The organism is Candidatus Liberibacter brunswickensis, assembly GCF_036858155.1.
In the GTDB taxonomy this organism is placed as follows: domain Bacteria; phylum Pseudomonadota; class Alphaproteobacteria; order Rhizobiales; family Rhizobiaceae; genus Liberibacter; species Liberibacter brunswickensis.
This window is the reverse complement of the sequence record NZ_JAAEJX010000008.1, coordinates 1-26,235: the sequence shown is the minus strand read 5'-3', so window position 1 is coordinate 26,235 and position 26,235 is coordinate 1. Positions and strand designations below refer to the sequence as shown.

The following is a 26,235-nucleotide window of genomic DNA, read 5'->3' as shown; positions in this document are numbered from 1 at the left end:
AGTTGAATATGGTAGTGAATATTACTACTAAGACTGATTGTCTTTTAGAAATCCAAAATATTTGCCAAAGCTTTTTTCTTAAAAAAATGTCGGGTAATCATCTCGTATTGGATAAAGTTAATTTTAATGTTTCTACGGGTGAAATTGTCGGATTACTAGGTCGTTCTGGTTCTGGAAAATCGACTTTGTTACGTATCATTGCAGGCTTAGTTTCCCCATCTTCAGGTCAAGTTATCTTTAAAGGGAAAAAAATAACATCTCCTTCAAAAGATATTAGTTTAGTATTTCAATCATTTGCATTGTTCCCATGGTTGACGGTATTAGAAAATGTTGAATTGGGTTTAAAAGCAAGAGGAATAGATAGAGAAGAAAGACGTAAAAGAGTATTATCAGCAATAGATTTAATTGGATTGGATGGTTTTGAATCTGCGAATATAACAGAAATTTCAGGTGGTATGCGTCAACGTGTTGGTTTTGCACGTGCGTTAGTTGTTTTTCCTAGTTTGCTATTAATGGATGAACCATTTTCTGCTTTAGATGTTTTGACTGCAGAAAATTTACGTACTGATCTTATAGATCTTTGGATTGAAGGTCGACTTCCTATTAAATCTATGTTGATGGTCACTCATAATATAGAAGAAGCTGTATTGATGTGTGATCGTGTTTTAGTTTTTTCTTCTAATCCTGGTCGAATAGCAGAAGAAGTTTTGATTAATATTCCGCATCCACGTAATCGTCTTTCTCCTGAATTTCGTCAAATTGTTGAAAAAATATATGCTCTTATGACAAAAAAGGAAGAAAAACGTTTTAATCCTCTGGAAAATGCTCCAGGATCAGGAATAGGAATGTTTTTGAGACATGTCTCAATAAATTTGTTGTCGGGGCTTATTGAAGCTATTATAGCTCCTCCATATAATGGTAAAGCTGATCTTCCAGATCTAGCAAATAGTTTTCAACTCGAAGCAGATAGGCTTTTTCATATTGGAGAATCTCTTCAATTATTACAGTTAGTTAATCTAAATGAAGGTGATATTACACTAACAGAAGCAGGAAGAAGATTTGCGAATCTTGATACAGACTCTCGTAAAATACTTTTTGCAAAACATCTTTTAAAGTATGTTCCATTGGTCAATCTTATTAGACGTGTTCTTGATGAACGTAGATTGCATAGTGCGCCTGCTGCACGATTTAGAAATGAACTTGAGGATTATATGTCTGAAGAATATGCAAAAGAAACCATTGATACTGTCGTATCTTGGGGAAGATATGCAGAACTTTTTTCTTATGACGAACAGAGTGAGCTTTTTAGTTTTGATAATCCGCAGTGATATTAAAAGATAGAGTGTGTTTTTATATGCTTTTTATTTGTTTCCATAATTGTTTGAGTGATATGCGATAATTAGGATATAAAAAGTTAAATCCAAGTGACTTAATTTTTGCATTTGATATTCTTTTGTTATCCGCATAAAAAAATCTGGTAGTAGGTGATATATATGTCGTATCAAAATATTTTTCTGGTGGAGGGATTACGTTCATGATAGAAGCAGCTTCCGTTATTACATCTTGTGAAGGAGCTGGTTCGTCATCACTGATATTGAAAATTCCTCCAATATTATGATTAGTAAAGAAAAAAACTGCTCTAGCTATGTCTTCTACTCTAATTCTATTAAATACTTGATTTTTTTTAATTAATCTTACTGAAGTTTTTTGTTTTATTTTGATAAAAGGATTACGTCCTTCTCCATAAATTCCAGATAATCGCAAGATTGCTAATTTAACATTTAGTTTTTTTGCTATTGAAAGCCATTCTTTTTCTGCGTTAAATCTTTTAGTAGCAATACAAGAAATCGGATATATAAAAGAATTTTCATCTACCCATTGTCCTTCGCGATTTCCATAGACACTTGTGCTAGAAAGATATCCAATCCATTTGAGATTAGGTACTAATTTATAAAAATCTTCTCCCATAGACATAATTAATGGATCCCCTGTATTTTCAGGTTCAATGCATTGTACGATGTGTGTAGTGCTATATAGCTTTTTTTGTAATACGCTATTTATTTGTTTATTCGCAAATATAACAGATGATATTCCTTTATTATTTAATATTGGAAAATTAGTTTCTGATCTTGTAGTTCCTGATATTTGTATTCCTGCTTTTAATGCTTCATCTGCGATGAATTGTCCAGTATAACCAGCGCCGAATATCATGAGGTGCATCTTTAAATCCTCGACTATAGACAAATTTTAAAAATAAGTATTCGGGGAAATTTTATCGTTATATTATAGACAATAATACACTATGCTTAAAAATCAAGATCAGTATAATGTGAAACGGGTAGCAATCCTCGAATACGTTCTGATAGAATAGGGCGAAACGAAGGACGAGATTTTATTCTTTGATACCATTCCTTGATAATAGGGAAGCTCTCCCAATCTATTTCTCCTAGATAATCAAGTACCGAAATTGTTGCAGAAGCTGCGAAATCAGCATAACTGATATGGTCACCAGCAATCCATGATCTTGATTTTATGATGCATGTTATGTATTTCGTATGTTCTCGCATGTTTTTACGTGCTATACGTAGTGCTTTAGAATCAGGAGATCCTCCGCCTTGTTCAGTAGTCATATGTAATTTATAAACACGTTCATTAACTAATGGTCGTGTAACATCGTATTCTATTTGATACATAAACCATTCGATCATTCTACGTGTTTCTGCTCTTTGAAATGGATCAGTAGGAAAAAGACGATTCTTCTTTGTAACTGAACCATATATTTCATCAAGATATTCAGAAATAATGGCAAAACCGCATAATGCTTGCGGATGATTATCTACTATGTAAACGGGAAGTCCGCCAGATGGATTTAGTTTCAAAAATTCACGGCGTTTTCCCCAAGGATATTCCTCTATCATATCAGGTTTAAAGTCATATTCACTAAGAATTAACCTTACGAATCTTGAACTAGATGACATAGGATAATGGTAAAGTTTAGACATTGTGCTTTAAGGTTTGATTTTGATTTTTCAAAGTGGATATAAATTAAGATTATGTTGAATATTTATTTCGCATTGTATTATGTAGAAATAATAGATGCAAGATGTAGATAAGTAAACAATCAATTAAAATATTGCGAGATATAAATGTTAAGACATTCTTTAATTGTCTCACTTATTTTGGGAATAGTAGAGGGATTAACAGAATTTATGCCTGTTTCTTCAACAGCGCATTTGTTAATTGTAAATCGATTATTAGGGGGTGATTTGGGTAGTAGTTTTACTATCTTAGTTCAATTAGGAGCTGTTTCTGCATTATTATATGTTTACTTTAGCAGAATTATTTCTATATTCTTTTCTCTTCCATTTAGTTCTGCTAAACGTCATTTTGTAATAGTTCTATTCTGTGGATTTTTTCCTGCGGCAGTATTTGGTTTTTTTTCATATAATTTTATCAAATCAATACTATTTAAAGAAAAAATTCTTGTATACTATAATCTAATTATTGGTGGATTTGTATTATTATTAGTTGATCGTTTGAAATTTAAATCAAAATATTTTTGTATTGAAAATTATCCTATACCTTTATCCATTAAAATAGGTTTTTTTCAATGTTTTTCTTTGATTCCTGGTGTATCTCGTTCAGGAGCTACTATTACCGGTGCATTGTTTCTAGGGGCTGATAAAACTTCTGCGGCAGAATTTTCTTTTTTCATAGCAATTCCAACAATTATTGGTGCTTGTGCACTGGATTATTATAAAAATTATAGTGTTATAATGAATGATATAGGACAGGAGATTATTTTTGGTTGTATATCTTCTTTTATCACTAGTCTAATTGTTATACGATATTTACTGAACTTTATAGCAAAGAAAGGATATGCTCCTTTTGCTTTATGGAGAATATTAATTGGTTTTATAGGATTATTTTTAGAAGTATTTTTTTAATAATCAACTTTTTTATTGATTATCAGTTAATTTACAACCATAAATTTTTAGAATAAAAATCTTTTTTCACATATATATAAGATCAATAAAAAAACAAATAAATCAGTGAAATTTTTATTTATTATGTAAAATAAGTTATGCAATGCATTAAATTTTTTTTTCATACTATAATAAATATTTATAATATGACATTTGATGTTAAAAATCACTCTAGTTTAAGTTATAAAAAGTTATAGAATCAATTACAACATAAAATGTAGAAATGGATAGTTATTTTCCCGAATAATAAGTAATCTTTTTAAAGTAAAGATACTTATTACATGGTAAACTTGATTTTTTTAGAGTACAAAAAAAATTTTAATATAATCTTATAAATAATAAAAATATACCAAGAAATATAAAAATTATTTATTTGATATATAAGAAGTTTATCTTGCTTCGAAAATCCAATAATAATCAAAATAATTTTTATAGATAATTTATCTTTTTTAATAAAAAGATCTTCTCTCCTTATTAATATTATTTTCTTTCTTAGCAATTTTTTTCCAAGGATCTTTTTGGAAAATAATTGATTTGATATATCTCATATTTGTCTCAGCCTCTTCAGAGGATAATTCATTTGATGCTATAGAATAAGCTTCTTTTATACGTCCTTGCAAACCAACCACTAATGCTAAATTTTGTCTTACACGACTATCAGATCCTATCATTTTAGAAGCATATCGTAGTTTTTCTTCTGCTGTCTTTAAATCTCCCATGAGGAGATAGGACATAGCCATATTAGAAACAATAGATGATTCATTGGGAGATAATTCTAGAGCTTTTTCATATTCTAATAGTGCTTCAGAATGTTTGCCCATCTGAGCTAGAATAGATGCTTTGGCAGATATTAATCTCCAATCGGGCATGTCAGGTCTTTGTGCACGATCAATAGCATTAAGACCTTCACTTAGGTATCCAGCATTTGCTAAAGCTTTTCCATAAGCCGATAGCACTTCTTGATCTTTTGGATAGAATATAGCCATTTGTCTCATGACAGCAAGTGCTTGAGAAATACGTCCAACTCTTTTTAATACATCTGCATATATAATTCCTATTATTTTGTTTTTAGGATGTGCTTTGTACTTTTCTCCTACGGTATCTACAACAGTTAGTAATTGTTCATTGTTCATATTTTCTAGAGATTCAAGATCTGGCACAGATATACCAGGCTTTAATAAAAAGCAACTAGATAATGAAAATATCGTAACTACAAAAAATGAGTATTTGATATTTTTAAAAAAAATACTTAAAAGAGGAAACAATGCGATCACTATCTTATTCCCTTAAAATTATATGGATAAAAAATATCTTTGCTTGTTGTCAAAATTTTCTCAAACAAATATTTTTCAATGCAACTAATGCATGTATACAAAATAAATACAAACAGACAAAGACGTTATTAAAATTACAACAACTACCAAGTTTCATCATTGATATAATATTTAAAAATTAATTTTTTAGTACCAAAATTATAAATAATCAATGACAAAATATTAACCTTTGCAAATATATATATTCATTATCTTTCATGCAATAATAATTTATAATATATATGCAAGTTTAGTTATAACTTGAGTATAATAATACTACTTTATTATTTATGAAATCAATACTTATTGTTAAAGATATTATTTTGATATACATTCATTATATTCTAATAATTTAGGAAAAGTTGGTATTACCTCAATTCCATTAACTGTTATTATCATACATTTTTTTATAGCATCATTTATCTTATCTGTTCGTGTTATTGATAGAGCTTTTTTCCCTGCAGATACTCCGAGTATTCCTATTTTTACATTATTAACAACTATATAGGATCCGCTAGGAGGGAGAGTATCTTTCCCTGTGATAATTATCGGACGTTTGCGTATTATCCCTCGGTGTTGAATTCGTGACACAACTTCTTGACCAATATAACAGCCTTTTGTAAAAGAGATTCCTTTAGTGAGATCCATCAATGCATCGTGGGGGAATATAGTAGATGGTAAAAAGTCAGTATCAGGATCAACTATTCCATAATTAATTCTAAGTTTATTATATTCTGTAACATCATATGTGGCATTATCATTGTATCCCCACGTTCTGTAAAGTAATACATTTGCTATTGAAAAACGTTCATCAACAAATGAGGGATGATCGGATATATACTTTTTGTTCCAAAATAATGTTATTCCATTTATCGGTTGTATTTCTAGAACAACATCTGATCGCAATTTATAAAAAGCAAGTTTTTCAATCAAAGAGTCACGTTTGTTTGTGTCTACTTCTAGTAAAAATACTTTTTCTTCAACTTTGCTTATTAGAAAATAAAATAAAATTTTTCCTTGAGGGGTGAGAATTGCACTGCTACGCGCGACTTTAAAAGGCAACGAGGATATATCTGCTGTTATAATATTTTGTAAAAAAGATACAGCGGAGTTACCTCTTACTTTGATAAACGACCGGTTAGATAGGTAAACGGATGACATTCACTTTCTCAAAAAAAAATCTATTTTATTATTATTAATATCTTTTAAACTTGTGAATAATCCTTACGGATTTTCTACTATGCTAAATATATTATTTTTACTAACTTACTTTAAGTGTTTTTCCTAATAACTTACAATATAATACTTTTATATCACTATTAGCAATTATCAATTTTACTGAATAACTCTTTCAGGCGAAAATTCTCCTACTAACTAACATACGGGCAACTATTGAATTTATCAATGACTCCACCTTCTCTTCTCCGTGGATCCGTACTGTTTCGCGTATTGCTTGAGTAATGGCGGCATTAGCAATAATTTCTGGCTCTATACCATCTGCTATACCACCAGCCCATGCTTCATTTTGATATTCAATCGCAACCTGCATCTTCTCATGAAGGAGTAGGGTATCAAAATCTTGATTTTATCTTCTACGCTGCGTATACTTTCCATAGTTTTTACTCCTAGCTAGTAGACTACTATTTATTCCTGATAATATGATAACAAAATATATCCAAGGAAAATGAAATTATCAAAGATTAATTTTTAATACAGTATATAACATTTCTTCTATATACAAGATATTGTATAACTATCAAATGGTACAGCTATTTAAGATTCATAAGTTATAATTTAATATTACACTAATCAGAAAGATAAAATATAAGTTAAAAATTTATTTATTTATAATTTAAATTATTACTTTTCTACTAATTTTAAATATAATATATTAGATATTTTTATATATAAATTTTAAGTAGAAATATAATTATAGTATATATTTTAAATAGATACAAATGGTAATCTAATACGCATTATTCTTTTAAAAATATGTAATGTTTATTTAGTATTTTTACAATTGGTTCTTGATGAGTATTCTCAAAATAATCATGGCCTATTTTTAGCATGTTCCAGAAAAGATAACTTGGATGATCGCGATAAATTTTCATATTTTTAGATGTCATTCTGAAAGGGAATGCTTGTATTTGTACATAAGATTGCATATTACCTCTGAGTGAATCCCTTATGATCGCATATATTTCTACCATTTGTTTGTTATCCATTGCATAGCAACCAGCAGATTCACATCCTCCATGAATCATTAGGTCAGTTCCTGTTCTATTATGTGTTTTATCGAATTCATTAGGAAATCCGATATTAATTGATAGAAAGTATTTTGAATTAGGATTTAAATTATTCCATCCAATATAGTAAAACCCTTCAGGAGCCTGTCCATCTCCTATTTCTATCTTAGGCCCAAAGGTTCCTGACCATGCACATATATCATATTTTTTCAACAGAACATATTGGTAATCATCATTAAGTTTCCATATTTCAAGAATTTTTTCTTTTTTAAAGATACGTATCAAAGCAGGATGATAAGCAGAAGTCCTTTGTTTTTTCATAGATAACGTAAGACTTTTTGATAAGGGATATTCTGCTTTATCAACGAATAAACGTTGGCTATTGCATCCACCTATTAACATCAATATTATAAACAATAAAAAATTATTTAAGCTCGTCACTTTAAAATCTTTGATTCTTTGATAAATAAAAAATATCATAAATTATATTAAATGATTATAATGTTCTACCAATATTCAGATATTTTTCATGTCGATGTTTGCGTATCTCTTTTCCAGAATACATTGATGTTTCTGATAAGAATTTACTTATTACTTCGCTAACAGAGGAAATGGTTTGAGCATGATTTCTATGAGCTCCTCCTATAGGTTCTGGAATAATTCCATCAATTATGGAAAGATCCTTTAAATCAGCTGCTGTTATCTTCATAGCCATAGCGGCTTGTTGTGCACGAGAAGGATCTTTCCAAAGAATTGAGGCAGCACCTTCTGGAGAAATAACGCTGTAAATAGAATATTCTAACATATAAACAAAATTAGCAGCAGCTATTCCTATTGCTCCACCAGATCCACCTTCGCCAATAATTATAGAAATCATTGGTACTTGTAATTTAAGACACATCTCAGTAGAACGAGCAATTGCTTCTCCTTGTCCTCGTGCTTCTGCATCCATTCCAGGATAAGCTCCTGCTGTATCTACTAATGATATTACAGGTATTTTAAATCTATCAGCTATTTCCATAAGACGTATAGCCTTACGATATCCTTCGGGGCGTGGACTACCGAAATTATGTTTGATTCTTGATTTTGTGTCACATCCTTTTTCTTGTCCTACAATAGCGACAGGTTGTCCATGAAATCTAGCAAGGCCAATTTGCATTGCTGGGTCATCTCCAAATAGTCGATCTCCTGCAAGAGGTATAAAGTGAGTAAAGAGAGAATTTACATAATCAACATAATGGGGTCTATTGGGGTGCCTGGAAATTTGAGTTTTTTGCCAAGGGGTAAGTTTTGAGTAAATATCAGATAGAGTTTTGTAAACTACTTTCTCTAATTCATGAATTTCCTCGGAACAATCAATATTCTCATTTTCTCGTGATAATTTTTTAAGTTCATGAATCTTCGCTTCTAGATCAGATATTGGTTGTTCAAAATCAAAATAATGATGCATATTAATATTTACTCTTATTTTAAAAATATTTAGTGGACGACCAATTCTATTATTTCTTTTCCTTCTTAGCAAGGGGATGATGATCTTGAATTAATTTTTGCAATTTATTTGATAAAAGGTGAGTGTATATTTGAGTTGTTGATATGTCTGTATGACCTAAAAGCATTTGTATAGTGCGTAGATCAGCTCCACCTTCAAGAAGATGACTCGCGAATGCATGACGTATTATATGTGGAGAAATGCTTTCTGTTGGAATGCCAGAACGATTGGCTAATTTTTTTAAATCTCTTGCAAACACTTGACGTGATATATGTCCTTTCTTGGTAGATGATGGAAATAACCACGGGCTATCGATCAGATTTGTTGTAGAATAGAAATTTTCTTTGTATATTTGTAATGCATGCAATGCAGAAGGAGAAAGAACAACCATGCGTTCTTTATTACCTTTCCCTTTAATTATCATTGTACGCTCTTTTAAGTTTAGAATATGGGAGGATAGTGTTACTAACTCGCTTACTCGCATACCAGTAGCATATAGCAACTCTATCAATAAAAATGTACGTATGCGTTTCGATTGACCTGGAGAAGGATCTTTTGCTTCTGTATAAGCCCTTTGTAAAAGATCTGATATGTTTTTTTTGTTTAGTATTTTAGGCAGTGTATGGTTTTTTTTTGGAAGGACAAGGGTGGCAGAAGGGTTATCTTTGCGAATTCCTTCAGAACAAAGAAAATTGTAGAATTGTCGTATTACAGATATTTTCCTCCTTTTAGAATTAGCGACTAACTCTCTTTGAGACAGATAATTTAGATAAGAAACAATATCATTTTCAGAAGCTTTTAATAGTGATGTACCACAATTGCAGAGAAATATTTGTATTTCTTCCAAGTCTTTTTTATAAGCAGATAGTGTATTAATACTAGATGCTCTTTCATAAGTCATCATTTCTAAGAAAAGTCCGATGACGTCTTTATTTTGTCCTATTTTCGTTTTTATTTTTGTCAAAATATTTTAAAATAACTTTTTAGTATCTATAAAAATTTATGATTTATGTGCTTGAAGATCCTCATTAATAGAATCTATTTAATATTTGATAATAGTATTATAGTTATTATGTCAACTACGTAACAATATTAGGCAAAGATAAAAAATGCTTTAGAAATTATTTTTTTATATTATCTCTTTTGAGAAAGATAGCTAGGATAAATCATGAGATGATATCTTGATTCTATGTTCATATTTTCTTGATTATACTATTTTTTGTACGAAATTATTTTAGATAACATTGCTCTATGATACTAAGTGATATATCCATTAGTATCGATATTTAAAAAAAAATATCATTAAGACTAGTGATTTTTAAAAGGATCGTACAAAGAAAAAAACAGTAATGTAAGTATCTAATGTTTTTCGTCGGGAGAAAAAGCTTCTATGGATAGTGCGTGTAGCTCTTCTTTTATTTCTTTGTTTAATAGTTCATAGATTTTTTTATGTCGTAAAATACGACTTATACCTATGAAGCTTTTGGATACAATCTTTATACGGATGTGAGTTTCATTTAATCCGTTGAATCCTGGTTGATGTCCAACATGAAGATGGCTTTCGTCTATTACTTGTAAATAATCAGGGGATAGTGCGTAACGTATTTTTTCTGTTATTCTGTTGATAAGTGATATGTGATAAGTTTGCATTTTGTTTCCTATTCATTTTATATGGTGGATATTATTCTCAAGAAGTTTTCTTGTTTTAACCTTGTATAGTTAGTTACAGTAGCCGTTATGAAACTTGATTCAAAGTATTTCGATCGTATTCGAACTCGTAAAAAGAAGAAAAAGAACGCTCCAACTCTTAAGTCTTCTATATGTCAATGGGATAATTGCCAATGTATAGGAGAATATCGTGCCCCAGTAGGTAGTGGTGCTGAGGAGCAATTTTTCCTTTTCTGTCTTGATCATGTTAAAAAATACAATAAAGGATATAATTATTTTTTAGATCTTTCTAATGATGAGGTTAGTCGTTATCAAAAAGAAGCATCAACTGGGGAGCGTTTCACTTGGACAACTCATTTATATGCTACCCGTTATCCTGAAGATACTTCATTTTTCAATGATCAGAAAGGTTCTTATGGCCATTTTTCTGATAGACCAGAAAACTGCTTAAATTCTTTGCAGTATAACGCATTCGAAGTATTGGGTTTGTCTTATGATTCTTCTTGTGAAGAGATAAGGAAAAGATATAAAGATTTGGTGAAAAGACATCATCCCGATGTAAATGGGGGAGACTGTGGATCTAAAGAACATTTTCAGGATGCTGTACAAGCATATAAAGTACTGAAAAAAGCTGGGTTTTGTTAAGTAGAATACTGATCTTTATAAATAATACTCCGGTTGCCTTAAGTTGTTGTCTTGTTACGATTTTTCTCGTAAACCACCATAATACGGAACATTATATTTTCAATGACATAAATATAATTTTCAATATTAAAATGCTCTAAATTATAATTTATGTAATTTTATTAATAAAAAAAATACGTGATAATAAACCAAGTTTGTAAATATTTTTTGTCAAGAAGACTTTTCAGACATTTTTTTTATTATTTGATTACGTAAGGTACGCATACGATCAGAGAGATTATCTTTTTTAGAATCCAATAGGAATTGATCTAATCCTCCTTGCCGTTCAACAGAGCGCAATGCGTATTTAGAAATACGAAGATGATATTTTTGTTCCATAATATCAGAAATTAGCGTAATTTTGCAAAGATTTGGGAGAAAACACCTTCTAGTTTTATTGTTAGAATGGCTAACTTTATTGCCTGACATGATGGTTTTTTTAGTTAATTCACAAACTCGTGACACAATTTTGCTCCTTTTATCTGGATAAGAAAGAAAAAATATTTTCTTTCTCTTATTTACAGAATAGCATTATGCGATAAATTCATGTAAGCAATTACACCAGATATCATATTAATATTTATAAATCTCATCGGTAATTCATACATCGATAATTTTTAAAATGCTAGTCCTATTTTATCATATTTAGCCTTGAAATTATAGTATCTTCTAAATAATAAGGGTAGAAGTTATAATAATAAAATTTTTTCTCCTCTTGGATAATATGTATTTTTTTGATGTTTCATAGTAAAAATTTAGTAATGAGATTTTATTTAAATTGATCTTTACGAATGCGAAGTTCGGTAAAAATATCTAAATCGCTTGCGTTTTCCATGTCTAAATTTTTACGTAAGGAAGTATTTTTTGTTCGTAAGAAAGGGTTAACTTTTTTCTCAAGAGATATAGTCGTTGGATTAGTATAAAGATTTTGAGAACGTAGAATGTTTATCCTAGAATAATATTCTTTTAATTCTATATTGTTAGGATCGCAAGATAAGGCGAATTTGGCATTGTTTTTTGTATACTCATGTCCAAAATAAATACGTGTTTTATCTGGATAAGAATTTATTATTGATAATGATTCAAACATTTCGACATAACTTCCTTCAAGGATTTTTCCGCATCCTAATGAAAACAATGTATCTCCTGCAAAAAGAATATGATCTTTTGTAAAATGGTAACAAATGTGTCCGATAGTATGTCCTGGAGTGGCTATAATTTGTACTGGATGTGATCCAAACTCAAAAGTATCTCTGTTATAAAATGCATGGTCTATACCAGGGATTTTATCTGATTCTTTTATAGGTCCGAATATTTTGCAATTAAAAATTCTTTTTAGGTCTAAGTTAGCTCGTGTATGATCTATATGGTAATGTGTATTGAAGATATGTGTTAGAGACCAATTTTGTTTTTTGAGCATTTTTACAATGGTGTGTGTATCAGGAGCGTCAATAGAGGCTGTTAATTGGTGTTCATTATTATGAACAAGAATGCAAAAATTATCATAATAAAGGGATATATTGATATTTAGTGATTTCATATTTTTTCTTCTATAATTTTTTTATATAAAAATCTATTATTAATATAAAAACGATTACTAATAATCAAATAATCTATTAGGCAGAGTATTATGCGAGTTGATATCATTGAACTTCAACAGTTTTATAGTTCTTTTCTTGGTGAATGTACTAAAGATGCTATATCTAAAGTATTGTCAACAATATGGGATGATGTTACAGGATGTCGTTTGTTAGGATTAGGTTATGCTGTTCCTTTCTTCCCTTATTTTGAGGGGAAAACAGAATGCAACTTAGCATTTATGCCTGCAGGTCAGGGAGCTACAAACTGGCCAGGTGATAATTTTTCTTCAACTGCGTTGGTTTTTGAAGAAAGCCTACCACTTTTAGACTCTTCTATTGATTGTATTTTAATGGTTCATTATTTAGAGTTTGCGGAAGATCCTTTTTTAATGTTGGCTGAAATATGGAGAGTATTGTCATCAGGTGGCCGTATGATTATCATTATCCCTAATCGACGTGGTTGTTGGACGCGTATGGAACATACTCCATTTGGTTCAGGACAACCTTACGCATTATATCAGATCATTTCTCTCTTGAAAGAAACTAATTTTACTGTATCTACAATTTCAAGATCCCTTTTTTTCCCTCCTACGCATAAGAAGTTTATGCTAAAATTATGGCCAGTTTTTGAAAGAATCGGTAATATTTTGGGGCCAGGATTTGCTGGAGTTTATGCAGTAGAAGCAAGAAAAATTTTATATCAAGGGATTCCAGTAATAGAATCTAAAGCTAAACGTATTCCAGTTCCAATTTTAGTTCCTCAAACAGTTTCAACTTTAAATAATAAATTTATTTCTAATGGATTAGATTAAAAATATTTTTTCTTCTATAAAAAAAATCTTTAAATATACAGAATAAAGAAAACCATGAATTATTTTATTTTAGTTAATTTTAAATGCACTTTATATTCTTTTGTAAGTTATTTAAGGCTTTTTTTGTGGATTTAGGAAGATGTAATTGAGGATTATCGCGAACTGTCTCAAGCAAAAGATTATTGCTTTCATATTCCATCTTTTCTTGAAGTTCTGCAAAAAACTGTTTTCTTGGTATGCCAGCAGGTATTGGTTTTAAAACTCTTACTTTAAAATTTCCTGGATAACGCATAAATTTTCTACGTGGCCAAAACAATCCCGCATGTACGACAATCGGGATAACAGGAATTGATAGAGCATCATATATATGTGCAATTCCTCTTTTATAAATAGGCTTATCTCCTGGAGGGCGGCGTGTTCCTTCAGGATATATGATCAATTGGCGATTATTTACAACTGCTTTTTTAGCTCGTTTGATAATATTCTTCATATCAATGCTTTTTGAATTACGTTTAACTCCGATCATGCCTTGTTTTAAAAAGTAAAATCCTAGTACTGGTATGTAAAAAACAGTGTGTTTTAATATAAAGATTGGATCCTTGATACATGTTAAAAAATAAAATGTATCCCAAGATGACTGGTGCTTGATTGCTATAATACATCCTGTAGTTGGAATATTATCTATGCCTTCTATTTGAATATTTGTTTTTGTAATATACTTTAAAAATATTTGGTTTATATGTGCTGATTTTTGTGCAATAAGTAAGCATTTCTTTCGACTTACAAAGCAACATGCAAATAAAAAAATAATCGATGCTATAAAAATATGAATAAAAAATACTATATTAAAAATTAAAGATCGCAAAAAAATCATAGTCATATAATCCATTTGTAGATGTTTTTAAATTAGTGCTATAAAAAATTGTAATGCAATTCATTTTGTACAGATAATAGTAAAATCTTCAAATATTCTATGAAAATTATTATTAACATTCTCATATTTAAGATTAAATTATTATTTTGTACACTAGGGCTGATTATGGGATAGGGAATAAAATTTATGGTATTATTAACTCTATTTAATTCAAGGAATGTTCTAATTATATGATAGTCATGAGTAACTATGAGAACATGATGAAAATTATGTTTTTTAGCCCATTCGGATATTTCTGTAGCATTTCCTGATGTATTAAGTGCTTTGTATCCTATATCTATGCAACATTCTGCTAAATCTTTTTTTATAGGTATTTTTTTAATCAAAATATCCTTACTAACAGAATGATGAACTCCTGATATAAAAACTTTAGATCCTATGTTGTTTTCAAGTAATTCAAATGATTTTTCTATTCTAATCTTTTCTCCAGTTAATACCACGATGGCGTTGACAAGTGGATGATTAGGTATCCTCATTCTTTGAACACAGTTTATAAATGATATAAAACCTATTATAAAAAACATTAAACACATAGAAATACTATACCAATAATAGCGCAAACTTTTCCCTTACACTGTTTTCATATATTTTATTTGCTTATAATAAGTATTTATGTAAATTTTCTACATTATTTTTTAGCAGATATTTATCCAATATATAAAAGAATACTTACTACTATCAATATTATTTATAATTTTAAATTTTAAGGAAAAAAATCATCTTTTTAAAAATAATTTGATATATTTATCCACTATTTTATATAAATATATATGTTCGCTATATTCAAAATTATGTAAAATCTAAGTTATTATGATCATAAAAATTATTTATTAGATTTAATGTTTTTTACTATGTATCTTTTATATTTTCTTATTTTGCACTTTAATTCCATAACTTTTGTGCCAATAACAAAATGAAATTGGCAGAAAAATAATATAACATAACGTGCTAAAGATTATTATTTCCCATAAGAAGTGTATCATGAATGCTATATAAGCTACAGAGCAAAGTACAATTGGTAATACAAATCTTACATTTATTTTTTTTCCAGACCAAATTGGTAATCGTGAACATAATAAAAAGCTGATGATCATAGCATAAATTGCTGATCCATATCCATACATTACACTAATTTTAAAACCCAAAAAATTTATATACAATGGTAGCATTAGCAGTATTGCTCCGAGCGGAGCCGGAACACCAACAAAATATTCATCCTGCCATGATTCTTTATGATCGCATTCATTCATAATATTAAATCTTGCTAGACGTAAACTTATTGCTATTGTATACATAAGAGATATGCTCCACCCAAAAGTATTAGCTTTATGTAATACAACAATATAAGTTACTAAAGAGGGGGCAACGCCAAAATTAATTACATCGGCTATTGAATCCATTTGTGCGCCAAACTTTGAAGTTGCTTTCATTAGTCTAGCTATACGTCCATCAATTCCATCAAGAAAAGCAGCGACAAGCACCATACATACTGCAGTTTCATAATTACCTTCTAGAGCAGATCCTATTCCACTAAATCCCGAACATATTGCCAGAATCGTTACCAAATTAGGAAATAAAAATCTAAAAGGAATAGTTTCCCTTTTTCTTAAAATATTTTTATTATCCTGGATATTGGAAAATTCTGTTTGATCCTTATCGGATAGGTTAAGATCATCAAGAAAAAAGTCATTCCCTTTTTTGACCATGGGAAATTTCCTTGCCTATATACAACTTTCTGTTAAGTGCGACATACTAATAGGGAGGGCTTGGTCGAGTTAAATTCAGCAATTATTGTTTCACCAGATACAGTTTTTTGACCAATCTCGACGCGTATATTAGCAGTCTTAGGTAAAAAAACATCTAATCTTGATCCAAATCTTATTATTCCAAAACGTGCACCTGCTTCAACCTTCATAGTTGGCTTAACCCAACAAACAATTCTACGTGCTATAAATCCAGCAATTTGTACTACACCAACTTTTCCATGAATAGTTTTAAGAACTAAGCTTTGTCTTTCATTTTGTTCACTTGCTTTATCTAAAGAAGCATTTAAAAATTGTCCATTACGGTGAACACTTCTTACAACTTCACCGCTGATTGGTATGCGATTTACATGACAGTCAAAAATACTCATAAAAATGGAAATACGATACATAGATCCATCTTCAAGTTCTAGCTCTGGCGGTGGTTCTATTTCACATATTGCAGATACATTACCGTCAGCGGGGCTAATGAATAAATCTGGATCTACTGGTGTAACTCTTTCTGGATCCCTAAAAAAGTAAGCACACCAAACAGTTATAATACTTCCTAACCATAATAATGAACTAGACCACATCCCCACGATTATTGTGAGTGCTAGAAAAGATATTATAAAAGGCCAACCATGAAAATGGATGGGCACTATAATCTTGCGAATCGCTCCGATGAGGTTCATAGATAGAATTGCTCCTTTAATATTTATATATCTAAAAATATTTAGTATTTAGAGAGATTTTCTATCAGAATACACAAACAATGTAAATATTTAATTATAGAATGAATAAATTTCTTGTATGATGCTTATATACAAAATATTTACATTTATTTTATTGAATCAAATCTTTTTTTGTTCTTCCCACATATTAGCATAGATACCACCTAGTGATATCAGATCTTCATGAGATCCATGTTCTACGATTTTTCCTTTATCCAATACAATAATATTATCAGCATCTGAAATAGTATATAATCTATGAGCTATAACCAAAGTAGTTCGATTTTCTGAAATAGTGTTCAATGATTTTTGAATATTTTGTTCTGTAATGACATCAAGAGATGAGGTTGCTTCGTCAAAAATCATTATTGGGGGATTCTTTAGAATGGCACGAGCTATTGATACTCTTTGTTTTTCTCCTCCAGATAGTTTTAATCCTCGTTCTCCAACTATAGTATCATATCCATTTGGTAAATTCATGATAAATGATTTTAGTTGTGCAATCTCAACGGCTTTATACAAATCCTGTTCAGATGCATTTGGGTTTCCATATAGAATATTATACCGTAAAGTATCATTAAAAAGGATGGTGTTTTGTGGAATGATACCAATGCTTCGATGCAAAGATTCTTGTGTGACAGTCTTGATATCTTGACCATCAATTGTAATACAACCATCTTGTATATCATATAATCTATAGATAAGCTTGGAAATAGTTGATTTCCCTACTCCAGATTTACCAACTAATGCTGTTTTTTTACCATGTAAAATTTCAAAAGATATTCCTTCAAAAATGCAAGTATTAGGATTATATGAGAAAAAAACATTATTGAAAGTTATATGAGAATTTTTTATTTCTAGATCTTTTGAATTTATATCATCTTCTATTTCTATTTTTTCATTTAGAATATTGAAAAGTTCTTCTATTTCTATAAAACTCTGACGAGAATCACGGTATATTGTACCTAAGATATTTAGTGGAATAGATAGTTGAGTTAGTAATGCATTGATAAAAACAAAATCTCCAATTGTTTGTTTTCCTGCATAAACCGCACGAGAAGACATAATCATTATTATGACCATTCCTATACTAAAAATCATTCCCTGTCCGAAATTTAACCATCCTAAAGAATTTGATATAGAAATTGCAGCTTTTTTGTATTCCGATATATTTTTTTCAAACCTTTTGATTTCTATTTTTTCAGAATTGAAATATTTTACCGTTTCAAAATTAATAAGAGAATCAAATACTGTAGCATGGCATGAATGCAGTAATTGGTTCATCTTTTTAAAAAGACCTACACGCCAATTGCTAGCTATTATAGTAAAACAAACATAAAAAACCACTGTAATAGCTATGACATTAACATAAGTAATACCATAGATATTCCATATGAAAGATATGGAAATCAAAAATTCTAAAACTGTTGGTATAAAATGAATTACTATAATGCGAATGATTGTTTCTATGGCTTTTGTACCATTGCTTATTGCAGAAGATAATCTGCCAATTTTATAATCAATGTGAAAACGTTGTGATAGTTTATAAGCGTGTGACACTACTTGATGATATAAAGTACATGTAGCTCCTTGACCTACTTCTACAAATAGATAATCACGAATCTGGTTTAATACTAGACTTACAATACGCATTGTGCCGTATGATATTATTAAAATAAATGTTGTTATCGAGATATAAGATGCTGTCTTATTAGACAAAGATTGTTCAAGTAAATTATCTGTAACCCATTTAAAAAAGAAAGGAATTCCGAGCGTTATAAACTTAGATGCTATAAGAAAAAGCATCGCTCCTATAATCCTAATTTTCAGATCTAATTGGTTATCAGGCCATATATATGGCCAAATTTTTTTTATGATTCTTGGTAAAGTAAAATTATTAAAAGCCATTTTTTGAAAGATCTTCATAATCAGTTTGATATTATTTTATTTTTTTGTTTTTCATCTATAACGTTTGATGTCAAATAAATTACAATAGCTAGAATAGCTATAATTAAAACAACAATGCGTACTGTATCAATAGGTTGTCTTAATACAAAAACACTAATGAAAGCCACAAAAAGTGGTGAAATATATTCCATAACTCCCACAGTTGTTATACGAGATCTTTGAATGCCATACGCAAATATACAGAAAACAAATGAATTAATAAGTCCGTATCCTATCAATAACAATGTGTCGGACGTAGTCTGTAGAAAAAAATGATCTTCTCCTGAAGAGATATTCCACAAAACATATGATAATGATGGAACAGCTAGAACGAACATTTCTACAAAGAATCCCTGACTAGAATTTACAGGAATTGTTTTACGTGCAAAGCAGTAAGAACTCCAAGTAACAGCTATAGACAAAGATAAAAATGGTATTCCATTGTAATATGTCATTATTATTAAAGATAAAATAATAAGTGCTGCTGCAATCATTTGTAGATAATTTAACCGCTCTTTTAAAAATATTACTCCTAAAAGTGTCGTAATAACTGGAGAAACAAAGAAGCTAAAAGATGTTAGAAGAATTTGTCCTGATAAGAGAGCATATACAAAGCATCCCCAGTGAGCAGCGAGAAGGGTTGCACTTATTAAAAGCATTGTAATATGTCTCTTGTTTTGAAAGGTATTTCTCAATACAGGTAATCCACCACCAAAATAAGAAAATGCAAAAAAAGCTCCCGGCAAAGACCATATTACACGATGAGGAATCACTTCAGTGATAGCTAAGTGTTCTAAGAACTGAGTATATAGAGGTGACAATCCCCAAATAACGTATGAACAAAATACAAGTAAAGTGCCTGTCATAGATATTTGTATATTGCTTTTATGATTACAATTTGTAGAAGTATCTTTTTGAATTGTTTCTTGTGCCATATTTTTCCTTTATTAACCAAGACTTTAAACCATTTACATAACAATTAAATTTATATTAAAAAAATAATGATATTTATTTAGTGTCTTAAACGATTATACTCAATCAATATTATTAATTTAATAACATTATTTACGTTTCCACCTAGTCATACGTTTTCCAGTTGTGGGTTCTTTGTAGTCTTCTATTATAAAACCTTTATATTCTAGTTGTTTTCTGATATAATCTGCAGAAGAAAAATTTTTTATATTTAAAAGAGCAATACGTTTTTGTATTAATTCTTCAATTGCTATTGATAAATTCTTATTAAGAGGTTCTTCGAAAACTTCGATTCCCAAAATATGGGTGCTGGCATTGAATACAGGTATTAAATCATGGTTTCTTGTACTTTCTCGTGCTAGTTTGTGAATCTCTTGTATTGCTGATACAGTATTAAGATCATTAAACAATGCAGAAATAACTGAAGAATCAATTTTACCTTTAGGTGATTTGCTTCTAGGCCACTTAGACAATAACTTTTCTGCTTCTATTAGGCGTTGAACAGTAAAATCAATTGGTTCTCTATAATGAGTCATGAGTATAGCAAGTCGTATGACTGGAGCAGGCCAAGATCGTCCTCCAAATTTTTTAGTTTCAAGAAGTTCGTTTATTGTAATAAAGTTCCCATTTGATTTGGACATTTTATGTCCTTCTAAATTGAGAAAACCGTTATGAATCCAGAAATTAGCTGTTTTTTCTAATTTATAAGCACAACAAGATTGTGCTATTTCGTTTTCGTGATGTGGGAAAATTAAATCAAGTCCACCTCCGTGGATATCAAATACTTTCCCGAGATAATGGGAAGACATTGCCGAACATTCTATATGCCATCCTGGTCTACCCTTACCCCAAGGAGATTCCCATCCTGGTTCTGATGAAGTAGATTTTTTCCAAAGAACAAAATCTGAAGGATGTTTTTTATGGGATTTTTTGGAAACACGCATTCCTATTCTTTGATCATCTATTATACGTCTGGAAAAAGATCCGTAATTTGGTATAGAATTTGTGTCAAATAAAATTTCATTCTTTGATTCATATGCGTTACCATTTGATATTATCGATTGAATTAAGCTTATCATTTGAGGAATATGGTCAGTAGCACGTGGTTGATGTGTAGGTGAAAGGCATGATAGACGCATTGTATCCTTGATAAATTGTTTTGTATTTTTTTCTGTTATTATACTTATAGCATTGTTTATAGATACAGATGGATATTCTATACGTGCTCGTTCAATTATTTTATCATCAATATCAGTAATATTACGGACATAAGTTACACATTTTTCTCCATAACAGTACTGCAAAAGACGATAAAGAACGTCAAATACGATCATTGGCCTAGCATTGCCAATATGAGCAAAATCATATACTGTTGGGCCACAAACATACATTCTAATGTTCGAAGGTTCTATAGCTTGAAATTGCATTGTTTTTCGTTCTAAGGTGTTATATAGTTTTATTGTTGGGTTCATCAGAAAAGCCTTGTAGATGAGTGGATGTTTTAGTTCAAATTATCTCATTCTATATAGAGCTTACAACCGTATTAGTCGCTTCATTTATATTATATCTTATTAAAGATAATTTTTTAAAGTTATTAAATTATTTTTATAAGAATAATAAATTGTATTTTTATAAGATGTTTAGTTTTTTATGTTATTATTTGGCAATAATTGCTTATTCGTATGTAATTACGAGTATTATATAGTTGATAATTTTTATAATTTTAATTGCGGATCTATTATGAGAATAAAATTATTACAAGGTATGAGGCTTTCAATATTAAAACGCGAAGGTGCGGTAGCTATTGAATTTGCAATTTTATCTATGCCTTATTTTATGTTGGTTTTTGCTATATTGGAAATTTCTTTATCTTTTACTGCTGGACAAATTTTTGAAAATGCGACATACGAAATATCTCGTAAAATTCGTACGGGAGAAATAAACCAAAGCAACACTAAATCTCTTACGGAATTTCGAAAGGTCTTTTGTAGTCACCTGAAGGTTTTATTTAATTGTTCGAACAAAGAAATATTATCGCCTTATGATTTGTATATAGATGTTATTAAAATTAAATCGTTGAATGATATCTCCACGAATATACCTCGCAAAAATATAAATGACTATAGTTCTGAAATAGATGATAGCAAATTTGATTTTAACCCTGGTGGTCCTTCGACTTATAACGTATTGAGAGCATATTATCACTGGCCATTATTTACGGATTTTATTCGTAGGTATATGTCTACTGTCAAGCATCCAGGGAAAAGCCCAGATTTTTTAATTACATCGATTGTAGTATTTAAAAATGAGCCTTTTTAATATATGATGATATGTAGGAATTTCCTAATTTTTATAAGGTTTATATAAGCCATATTTTTAAACTGTCTTACTTAAGTAATTTTCAAATAATAATTAATTATTGGCAAAGAGAATACATAATGAAACGTATTGAAAATTATATCCTTCGTTTTTTTTCTATGGTAGATGGTGTCGCTGCAATAGAAATGGCGTTTATTTTTCCTGTGTTATTACTAATTTATCTTTCAGTGTTCGAGATAACTATGTTATACACTTTCTCTAAGCGTTTAACTCGTGTTTCTAGTTATATAGGAGATATAGTTGCTCAAGAGACTTTAGTTAGTAAACAATATTTTCAAGGTTTTAAAAAGTTTTCAGATGCTACTATGTATCCATATGTAAATAACGATTGTTCTATTAATATAAGTGGCTATTGGATTGATAAAAATAAAAAATCTCTTGAAAAGTGGCATTGGTCTTCTGGTACAGTCAATAATAAACAAAATCTTGATATTCCCTATTCTATAAAGGATTATTCTACTTTTATAGTACGTGCTGAAGTTTCTATGACATATCATCCGATTATTCTTTCAATAATCTTGCCAAAGAATTTGGATAATATTGTTTTTGATAAAGTTTTTTATTATCGGCAGCGTTTAGGTGATGAGGTGGTTTGTAAAGATTGCTAATTAATATTTTCTATATATTGGGATACTCATATTAATTATATTTTTAGGAAATAATATCAAGAAAAAATGATACTTTCGATGCATATAAATTTTTGCCAATAATATAAAAGAACTATGTTTTACTTCTTGAACACCATTCTTTTTTATAAATATTTTTGCTTATTTAAATATAGTGAATTAAAAATAAATTTATTCTTATATTATTCATTTATCCTATTCCAATTATTTGATAATTATGGTTATTGTATTTAAATTTTTTTCCTGTAATCATATATTCAATTGCTAGAGGATATAATATGTGTTCAGCTGATAAAACTTTTTGGGAAAGGCTTTCTTCCGTATCATTTGATAATATAGGTACAGCTGCCTGAGCAATAATTAAGCCTTCATCCATTTTTTTAGTAACTATGTGAACAGTGCATCCAGTTATTTTTAGCCCTTTTTTCAAGACTCTACGGTGCGTATGTAGCCCTGGGAAAAGTGGAAGTAAAGACGGATGGATGTTAATAATTTGATTTTTATATGATTCTACGAAATTTTCGCTTAAGAGACGCATATATCCTGCAAGGCATATTAAGTCTGGTTTTATAGAGGATAAGTGTGATAAAATTATTTTTTCATGTTCTGTCTTAGAAAGATAATCTTCATAAGGAATTGAATAAGTAGGTATTTTCTCTTTTTGTGCCTTTACAAGACCATTTGCCCTAGGATTATCAGAAACAACTCCTATAATTTTAGCAGGATAATTACTTTTCTTTGCCGCTTTAATAATAGACAACATATTTGTACCTTCTCCAGATATGAATATCACGATATTCTTACGAATCATAGCGATAGTGATCCTTTGTAGAGAATAGGAGATCTTTTGTTATTGCGCGGTATCACTTCTCCAAGATGGATTATATTTTCATTTTTATCTTTAAAGCTTTTTATAATAAGTTCTTTGTTTTCTGGGTGGATAATAAGAATCATTCCGATTCCACAATTGAAAGTACGTAATATTTCGACATTATCTATGTGTGCTTTTTTAGATAACCACGATATAATTTTAGGAATTTCAATATAATTCAAGTCAATGCTAGCAGTAAGATGAGATGGAATAGCTCTTGGAATATTTTCTGTTAATCCTCCCCCAGTAATATGTGCTAATGATTTTATTTTTCTCGTTTTTTTTATGATTTGTAATAGAGGATTGACATAGATACGCGTTGGTGTCAAAAGCGTTTCTCCTAAACTATGTTCGGAAGAAATGGGAGAAGGGTCTTTCCATGATAATTTCGATAATGAAATAATTTTTCGTACTAATGAAAAACCATTTGAATGTAGTCCAGAAGAAGGTATCCCCAAGATTATATCCCCGTCACACACGTTATCAGTAGAGAGTAGGTGTTTTCTTTCTACTGCTCCTACGGCAAATCCTGCAAGATCATAATCTTTTCCATGATATATCCCTGGCATTTCGGCGGTTTCTCCACCAATTAATGCACATCCAGCTTTGAGACATCCTTTTGCTATTCCATTTATAATGCAAGTTGCCTGATCAGGATTCAGTTTGCTGCTTGCTAAGTAATCAAGAAAGAATAATGGTTCAGCTCCATGTGTTAATATATCATTGACACACATTGCTACTAGATCTATTCCTATGCTGTCATTCTTATCCATTTCTGCTGCAATTTTAATTTTAGTTCCAACTCCATCACTGGAAGATACCATGATAGGATCTATAAAACCCGCTTTTTTAAGATCGAATAAACCTCCAAAACCACCAATTTCTCCAATGGTTCCTGCACGTTTTGTAGATCTTAAAGTTGATTTAATTTGTTCAACAGTCAGATTCCCCGCTTCTATATCGACGCCGGACTCTCTATATGTAAGCCCGCTCCTTTGTTCATGATTCAAATTTATTCTCCTAAATCTTAAAAATTATTATTATTTAGAGCTTACTAGGGGAAATTATATGGTATGTTTTATCAATATACTATGTTATAACAGTTTTATTCTTTTATTGTTGAAGCTTTTATTCTATGGGCATTATTATATAGGCCATTGCTCTTCTGCAATATCGTAGAGGATCTTTTTATCAAATAATTAGTATTTTTATAGGTTAATTCTAGATCGTGAATTTAAGATGGATGACTATAATTTATTTATTTCTGATAAGAGGAAAGATGGTAATCAGATAAAGTATAACAAGGAAGAGCAACTATTTTTATCTTTTCCTAGACATAATGAAATTAATCGTGATGATCTTTTGGTGCATAATTCTATTGAACATGCTATACGTCTAATAGACTCTTGGCCATTTTGGCCATCTCCTGTTGTAATTATTGTTGGTCCTAGTGGTTCTGGAAAATCTTTTTTATCTCGTATATGGTCTGAAAAAAGCGAATCTACAAGGCTTGATAATATTGATAAAAGCTTGGATTCTATTTTAATAGATACGAGGAAACCAGTTCTATTAGAGGATGTTGATCGTTTAGATTTTAATGATACTCAATTATTTCATATTATCAATAATGTATATCAATATGATTCAAGCTTGATGATGACAGCTCGGACTCTACCTGTTTCTTGGGAGGTATGCTTGCCAGATTTATGTTCTCGTTTGCAAGCTGCAACAGTAGTTAAGATTAGTATACCAGATGATGATTGTTTAGAAAAAATAATAGTTAAAATGTTTGCTGATAGACAGATTTTTGTTGATAAAAGACTTGCTGCTTATATTGTACAACGAATGGAAAGATCTTTTGTTGTTGCAGAAAAGTTAGTAGATAGAATGGATAATCTAGCTTTATCTCGTAGTATTGGTATGACGCGTTCTCTAGCTGCTGAGGTTTTAAAAGAAATACAAGAATGAGATTAACACAAATAACTTTTAATTATTTCTTTTAATTATTAATTTATCGTTAAGTCCTTGATATTATGGCTTTTTTCAATTATTCTCCGCACCTTGTTTTATTGGGTTCGGGATTAATTGAAGCAGAAATAACCTTAGAAGCATTGATTCCTAAACGTACTCTATCAGCTCCCCGAGTATATCTTTCTGCTTGTGCTACTGATTTCCAGCCATAAGTGGCCATCAATTCATGAGTAGTTGCTCCATTTTCTGCTGAAATAGTCGCAGAGAATTTACGAACTCCA

At 30.1% G+C, this 26,235-nt stretch carries 26 protein-coding genes and 2 pseudogenes; 7 read left to right on the top strand and 21 right to left on the bottom strand.

The features are described 5' to 3' along the window. Window positions 1-8: 8 nt before the first annotated feature. A complete protein-coding gene (locus tag GY664_RS03050) occupies window positions 9-1,328 on the top strand; it encodes an ABC transporter ATP-binding protein (protein WP_333947999.1) in 1,320 nt (439 codons plus the stop codon). Between the two features lie 22 nt (window positions 1,329-1,350). Here GY664_RS03050 and GY664_RS03045 read toward each other — a convergent pair whose 3' ends face one another. Next, entirely contained in the window at window positions 1,351-2,220 is an 870-nt protein-coding gene (locus GY664_RS03045) for an NAD-dependent epimerase/dehydratase family protein (protein WP_333947998.1), read from the bottom strand. Between the two features lie 86 nt (window positions 2,221-2,306). Beyond that, window positions 2,307-3,002: a glutathione S-transferase family protein gene (locus GY664_RS03040; protein ID WP_333947997.1), complete on the bottom strand. Its 696-nt coding sequence runs from the start codon at window positions 3,000-3,002 to the stop codon at window positions 2,307-2,309. Window positions 3,003-3,146: 144 nt separating this feature from the next. Between GY664_RS03040 and GY664_RS03035 the strand changes: the two genes are divergently transcribed. Beyond that, window positions 3,147-3,947 carry an undecaprenyl-diphosphate phosphatase gene (locus GY664_RS03035; RefSeq protein ID WP_333947996.1) on the top strand — a complete coding sequence of 267 codons (801 nt, stop codon included), beginning with the start codon at window positions 3,147-3,149 and terminating at the stop codon, window positions 3,945-3,947. A 488-nt stretch (window positions 3,948-4,435) separates the two neighbouring features. Here GY664_RS03035 and GY664_RS03030 read toward each other — a convergent pair whose 3' ends face one another. The 7 genes and pseudogenes from GY664_RS03030 to GY664_RS03000 form a co-directional block, all read right to left on the bottom strand. Further along, on the bottom strand, window positions 4,436-5,260 hold the full coding sequence (locus tag GY664_RS03030) for a tetratricopeptide repeat protein (RefSeq protein WP_333947995.1): 825 nt from the start codon (window positions 5,258-5,260) through the stop codon (window positions 4,436-4,438). A gap of 357 nt (window positions 5,261-5,617) precedes the next feature. Continuing rightward, the gene (ygfZ, locus tag GY664_RS03025; protein ID WP_333947994.1) at window positions 5,618-6,460 is read right to left on the bottom strand and encodes a CAF17-like 4Fe-4S cluster assembly/insertion protein YgfZ; all 843 of its coding nucleotides are present in this window, start codon (window positions 6,458-6,460) and stop codon (window positions 5,618-5,620) included. A 174-nt stretch (window positions 6,461-6,634) separates the two neighbouring features. Further along, window positions 6,635-6,848 (bottom strand): annotated as a pseudogene (locus GY664_RS03020) (hypothetical protein). Window positions 6,849-7,275: 427 nt separating this feature from the next. Then, the gene (locus GY664_RS03015; protein WP_333947993.1) at window positions 7,276-7,986 is read right to left on the bottom strand and encodes a murein L,D-transpeptidase family protein; all 711 of its coding nucleotides are present in this window, start codon (window positions 7,984-7,986) and stop codon (window positions 7,276-7,278) included. Between the two features lie 55 nt (window positions 7,987-8,041). Continuing rightward, window positions 8,042-8,995 carry an acetyl-CoA carboxylase carboxyltransferase subunit alpha gene (locus GY664_RS03010; RefSeq protein ID WP_333947992.1) on the bottom strand — a complete coding sequence of 318 codons (954 nt, stop codon included), beginning with the start codon at window positions 8,993-8,995 and terminating at the stop codon, window positions 8,042-8,044. 49 nt (window positions 8,996-9,044) lie between these two features. After that, window positions 9,045-9,989: a site-specific tyrosine recombinase XerD gene (locus GY664_RS03005; protein ID WP_408612129.1), complete on the bottom strand. Its 945-nt coding sequence runs from the start codon at window positions 9,987-9,989 to the stop codon at window positions 9,045-9,047. 404 nt (window positions 9,990-10,393) lie between these two features. Further along, window positions 10,394-10,684, bottom strand: a complete 291-nt coding sequence (locus GY664_RS03000; RefSeq protein ID WP_333947989.1) for a BolA family protein — start codon at window positions 10,682-10,684, stop codon at window positions 10,394-10,396. An 87-nt stretch (window positions 10,685-10,771) separates the two neighbouring features. Here GY664_RS03000 and GY664_RS02995 point away from each other — a divergent pair, with 87 nt between their 5' ends. Next, window positions 10,772-11,347: a J domain-containing protein gene (locus tag GY664_RS02995; RefSeq protein ID WP_333947988.1), complete on the top strand. Its 576-nt coding sequence runs from the start codon at window positions 10,772-10,774 to the stop codon at window positions 11,345-11,347. A 210-nt stretch (window positions 11,348-11,557) separates the two neighbouring features. Here GY664_RS02995 and rpmB read toward each other — a convergent pair whose 3' ends face one another. After that, window positions 11,558-11,851 (bottom strand): 50S ribosomal protein L28, encoded by a 294-nt coding sequence (gene rpmB, locus GY664_RS02990; RefSeq protein WP_333947987.1) that lies wholly within the window; start codon window positions 11,849-11,851, stop codon window positions 11,558-11,560. A 304-nt stretch (window positions 11,852-12,155) separates the two neighbouring features. After that, window positions 12,156-12,926, bottom strand: coding sequence for a hydroxyacylglutathione hydrolase (gloB, locus tag GY664_RS02985; RefSeq protein ID WP_333947986.1), 771 nt, complete (start codon window positions 12,924-12,926; stop codon window positions 12,156-12,158). A 90-nt stretch (window positions 12,927-13,016) separates the two neighbouring features. On the opposite strand from gloB, the gene GY664_RS02980 reads away from it, so the two are divergent. Then, window positions 13,017-13,778 (top strand): class I SAM-dependent methyltransferase, encoded by a 762-nt coding sequence (locus tag GY664_RS02980; protein WP_333947985.1) that lies wholly within the window; start codon window positions 13,017-13,019, stop codon window positions 13,776-13,778. A gap of 79 nt (window positions 13,779-13,857) precedes the next feature. Here GY664_RS02980 and GY664_RS02975 read toward each other — a convergent pair whose 3' ends face one another. The 7 genes from GY664_RS02975 to cysS all read right to left on the bottom strand — a co-directional run bounded on the left by GY664_RS02975 (window position 13,858) and on the right by cysS (window position 21,579). Continuing rightward, window positions 13,858-14,652, bottom strand: coding sequence for a lysophospholipid acyltransferase family protein (locus tag GY664_RS02975; RefSeq protein ID WP_333947984.1), 795 nt, complete (start codon window positions 14,650-14,652; stop codon window positions 13,858-13,860). 38 nt (window positions 14,653-14,690) lie between these two features. Further along, window positions 14,691-15,272 carry a YdcF family protein gene (locus tag GY664_RS02970; RefSeq protein ID WP_333947983.1) on the bottom strand — a complete coding sequence of 194 codons (582 nt, stop codon included), beginning with the start codon at window positions 15,270-15,272 and terminating at the stop codon, window positions 14,691-14,693. 300 nt (window positions 15,273-15,572) lie between these two features. After that, window positions 15,573-16,418, bottom strand: coding sequence for a CDP-diacylglycerol--serine O-phosphatidyltransferase (pssA, locus tag GY664_RS02965; RefSeq protein WP_333947982.1), 846 nt, complete (start codon window positions 16,416-16,418; stop codon window positions 15,573-15,575). A 32-nt stretch (window positions 16,419-16,450) separates the two neighbouring features. Beyond that, complete coding sequence (locus GY664_RS02960) at window positions 16,451-17,149, bottom strand: phosphatidylserine decarboxylase (RefSeq protein WP_333947981.1); 699 nt, start codon at window positions 17,147-17,149, stop codon at window positions 16,451-16,453. A 159-nt stretch (window positions 17,150-17,308) separates the two neighbouring features. Next, window positions 17,309-19,096, bottom strand: a complete 1,788-nt coding sequence (locus tag GY664_RS02955; RefSeq protein WP_333947980.1) for an ABCB family ABC transporter ATP-binding protein/permease — start codon at window positions 19,094-19,096, stop codon at window positions 17,309-17,311. 20 nt (window positions 19,097-19,116) lie between these two features. Continuing rightward, window positions 19,117-20,070, bottom strand: a complete 954-nt coding sequence (locus GY664_RS02950) for an EamA family transporter (protein ID WP_333947979.1) — start codon at window positions 20,068-20,070, stop codon at window positions 19,117-19,119. Between the two features lie 126 nt (window positions 20,071-20,196). Further along, window positions 20,197-21,579, bottom strand: a complete 1,383-nt coding sequence (gene cysS / locus GY664_RS02945) for a cysteine--tRNA ligase (protein ID WP_333947978.1) — start codon at window positions 21,577-21,579, stop codon at window positions 20,197-20,199. 268 nt (window positions 21,580-21,847) lie between these two features. On the opposite strand from cysS, the gene GY664_RS02940 reads away from it, so the two are divergent. Next, window positions 21,848-22,426, top strand: a complete 579-nt coding sequence (locus GY664_RS02940; protein WP_333947977.1) for a TadE/TadG family type IV pilus assembly protein — start codon at window positions 21,848-21,850, stop codon at window positions 22,424-22,426. Window positions 22,427-22,545: 119 nt separating this feature from the next. Continuing rightward, window positions 22,546-23,094, top strand: coding sequence for a TadE/TadG family type IV pilus assembly protein (locus GY664_RS02935; protein ID WP_333947976.1), 549 nt, complete (start codon window positions 22,546-22,548; stop codon window positions 23,092-23,094). 208 nt (window positions 23,095-23,302) lie between these two features. Here the strand turns inward: GY664_RS02935 and purN are convergent, their stop codons facing one another. Continuing rightward, window positions 23,303-23,923: a phosphoribosylglycinamide formyltransferase gene (purN, locus tag GY664_RS02930; RefSeq protein ID WP_333947975.1), complete on the bottom strand. Its 621-nt coding sequence runs from the start codon at window positions 23,921-23,923 to the stop codon at window positions 23,303-23,305. Next, window positions 23,920-24,993 (bottom strand): phosphoribosylformylglycinamidine cyclo-ligase, encoded by a 1,074-nt coding sequence (gene purM, locus GY664_RS02925; RefSeq protein ID WP_333947974.1) that lies wholly within the window; start codon window positions 24,991-24,993, stop codon window positions 23,920-23,922. The genes purN and purM overlap by 4 nt, the downstream gene beginning before the upstream one ends. A 229-nt stretch (window positions 24,994-25,222) precedes the next feature. Between purM and GY664_RS02920 the strand changes: the two genes are divergently transcribed. After that, window positions 25,223-25,951, top strand: coding sequence for a P-loop NTPase family protein (locus GY664_RS02920; protein ID WP_333947973.1), 729 nt, complete (start codon window positions 25,223-25,225; stop codon window positions 25,949-25,951). Window positions 25,952-26,030: 79 nt separating this feature from the next. Here the strand turns inward: GY664_RS02920 and GY664_RS02915 are convergent. After that, window positions 26,031-26,235: pseudogene (locus GY664_RS02915) on the bottom strand (tyrosine-type recombinase/integrase); the annotation flags it as partial.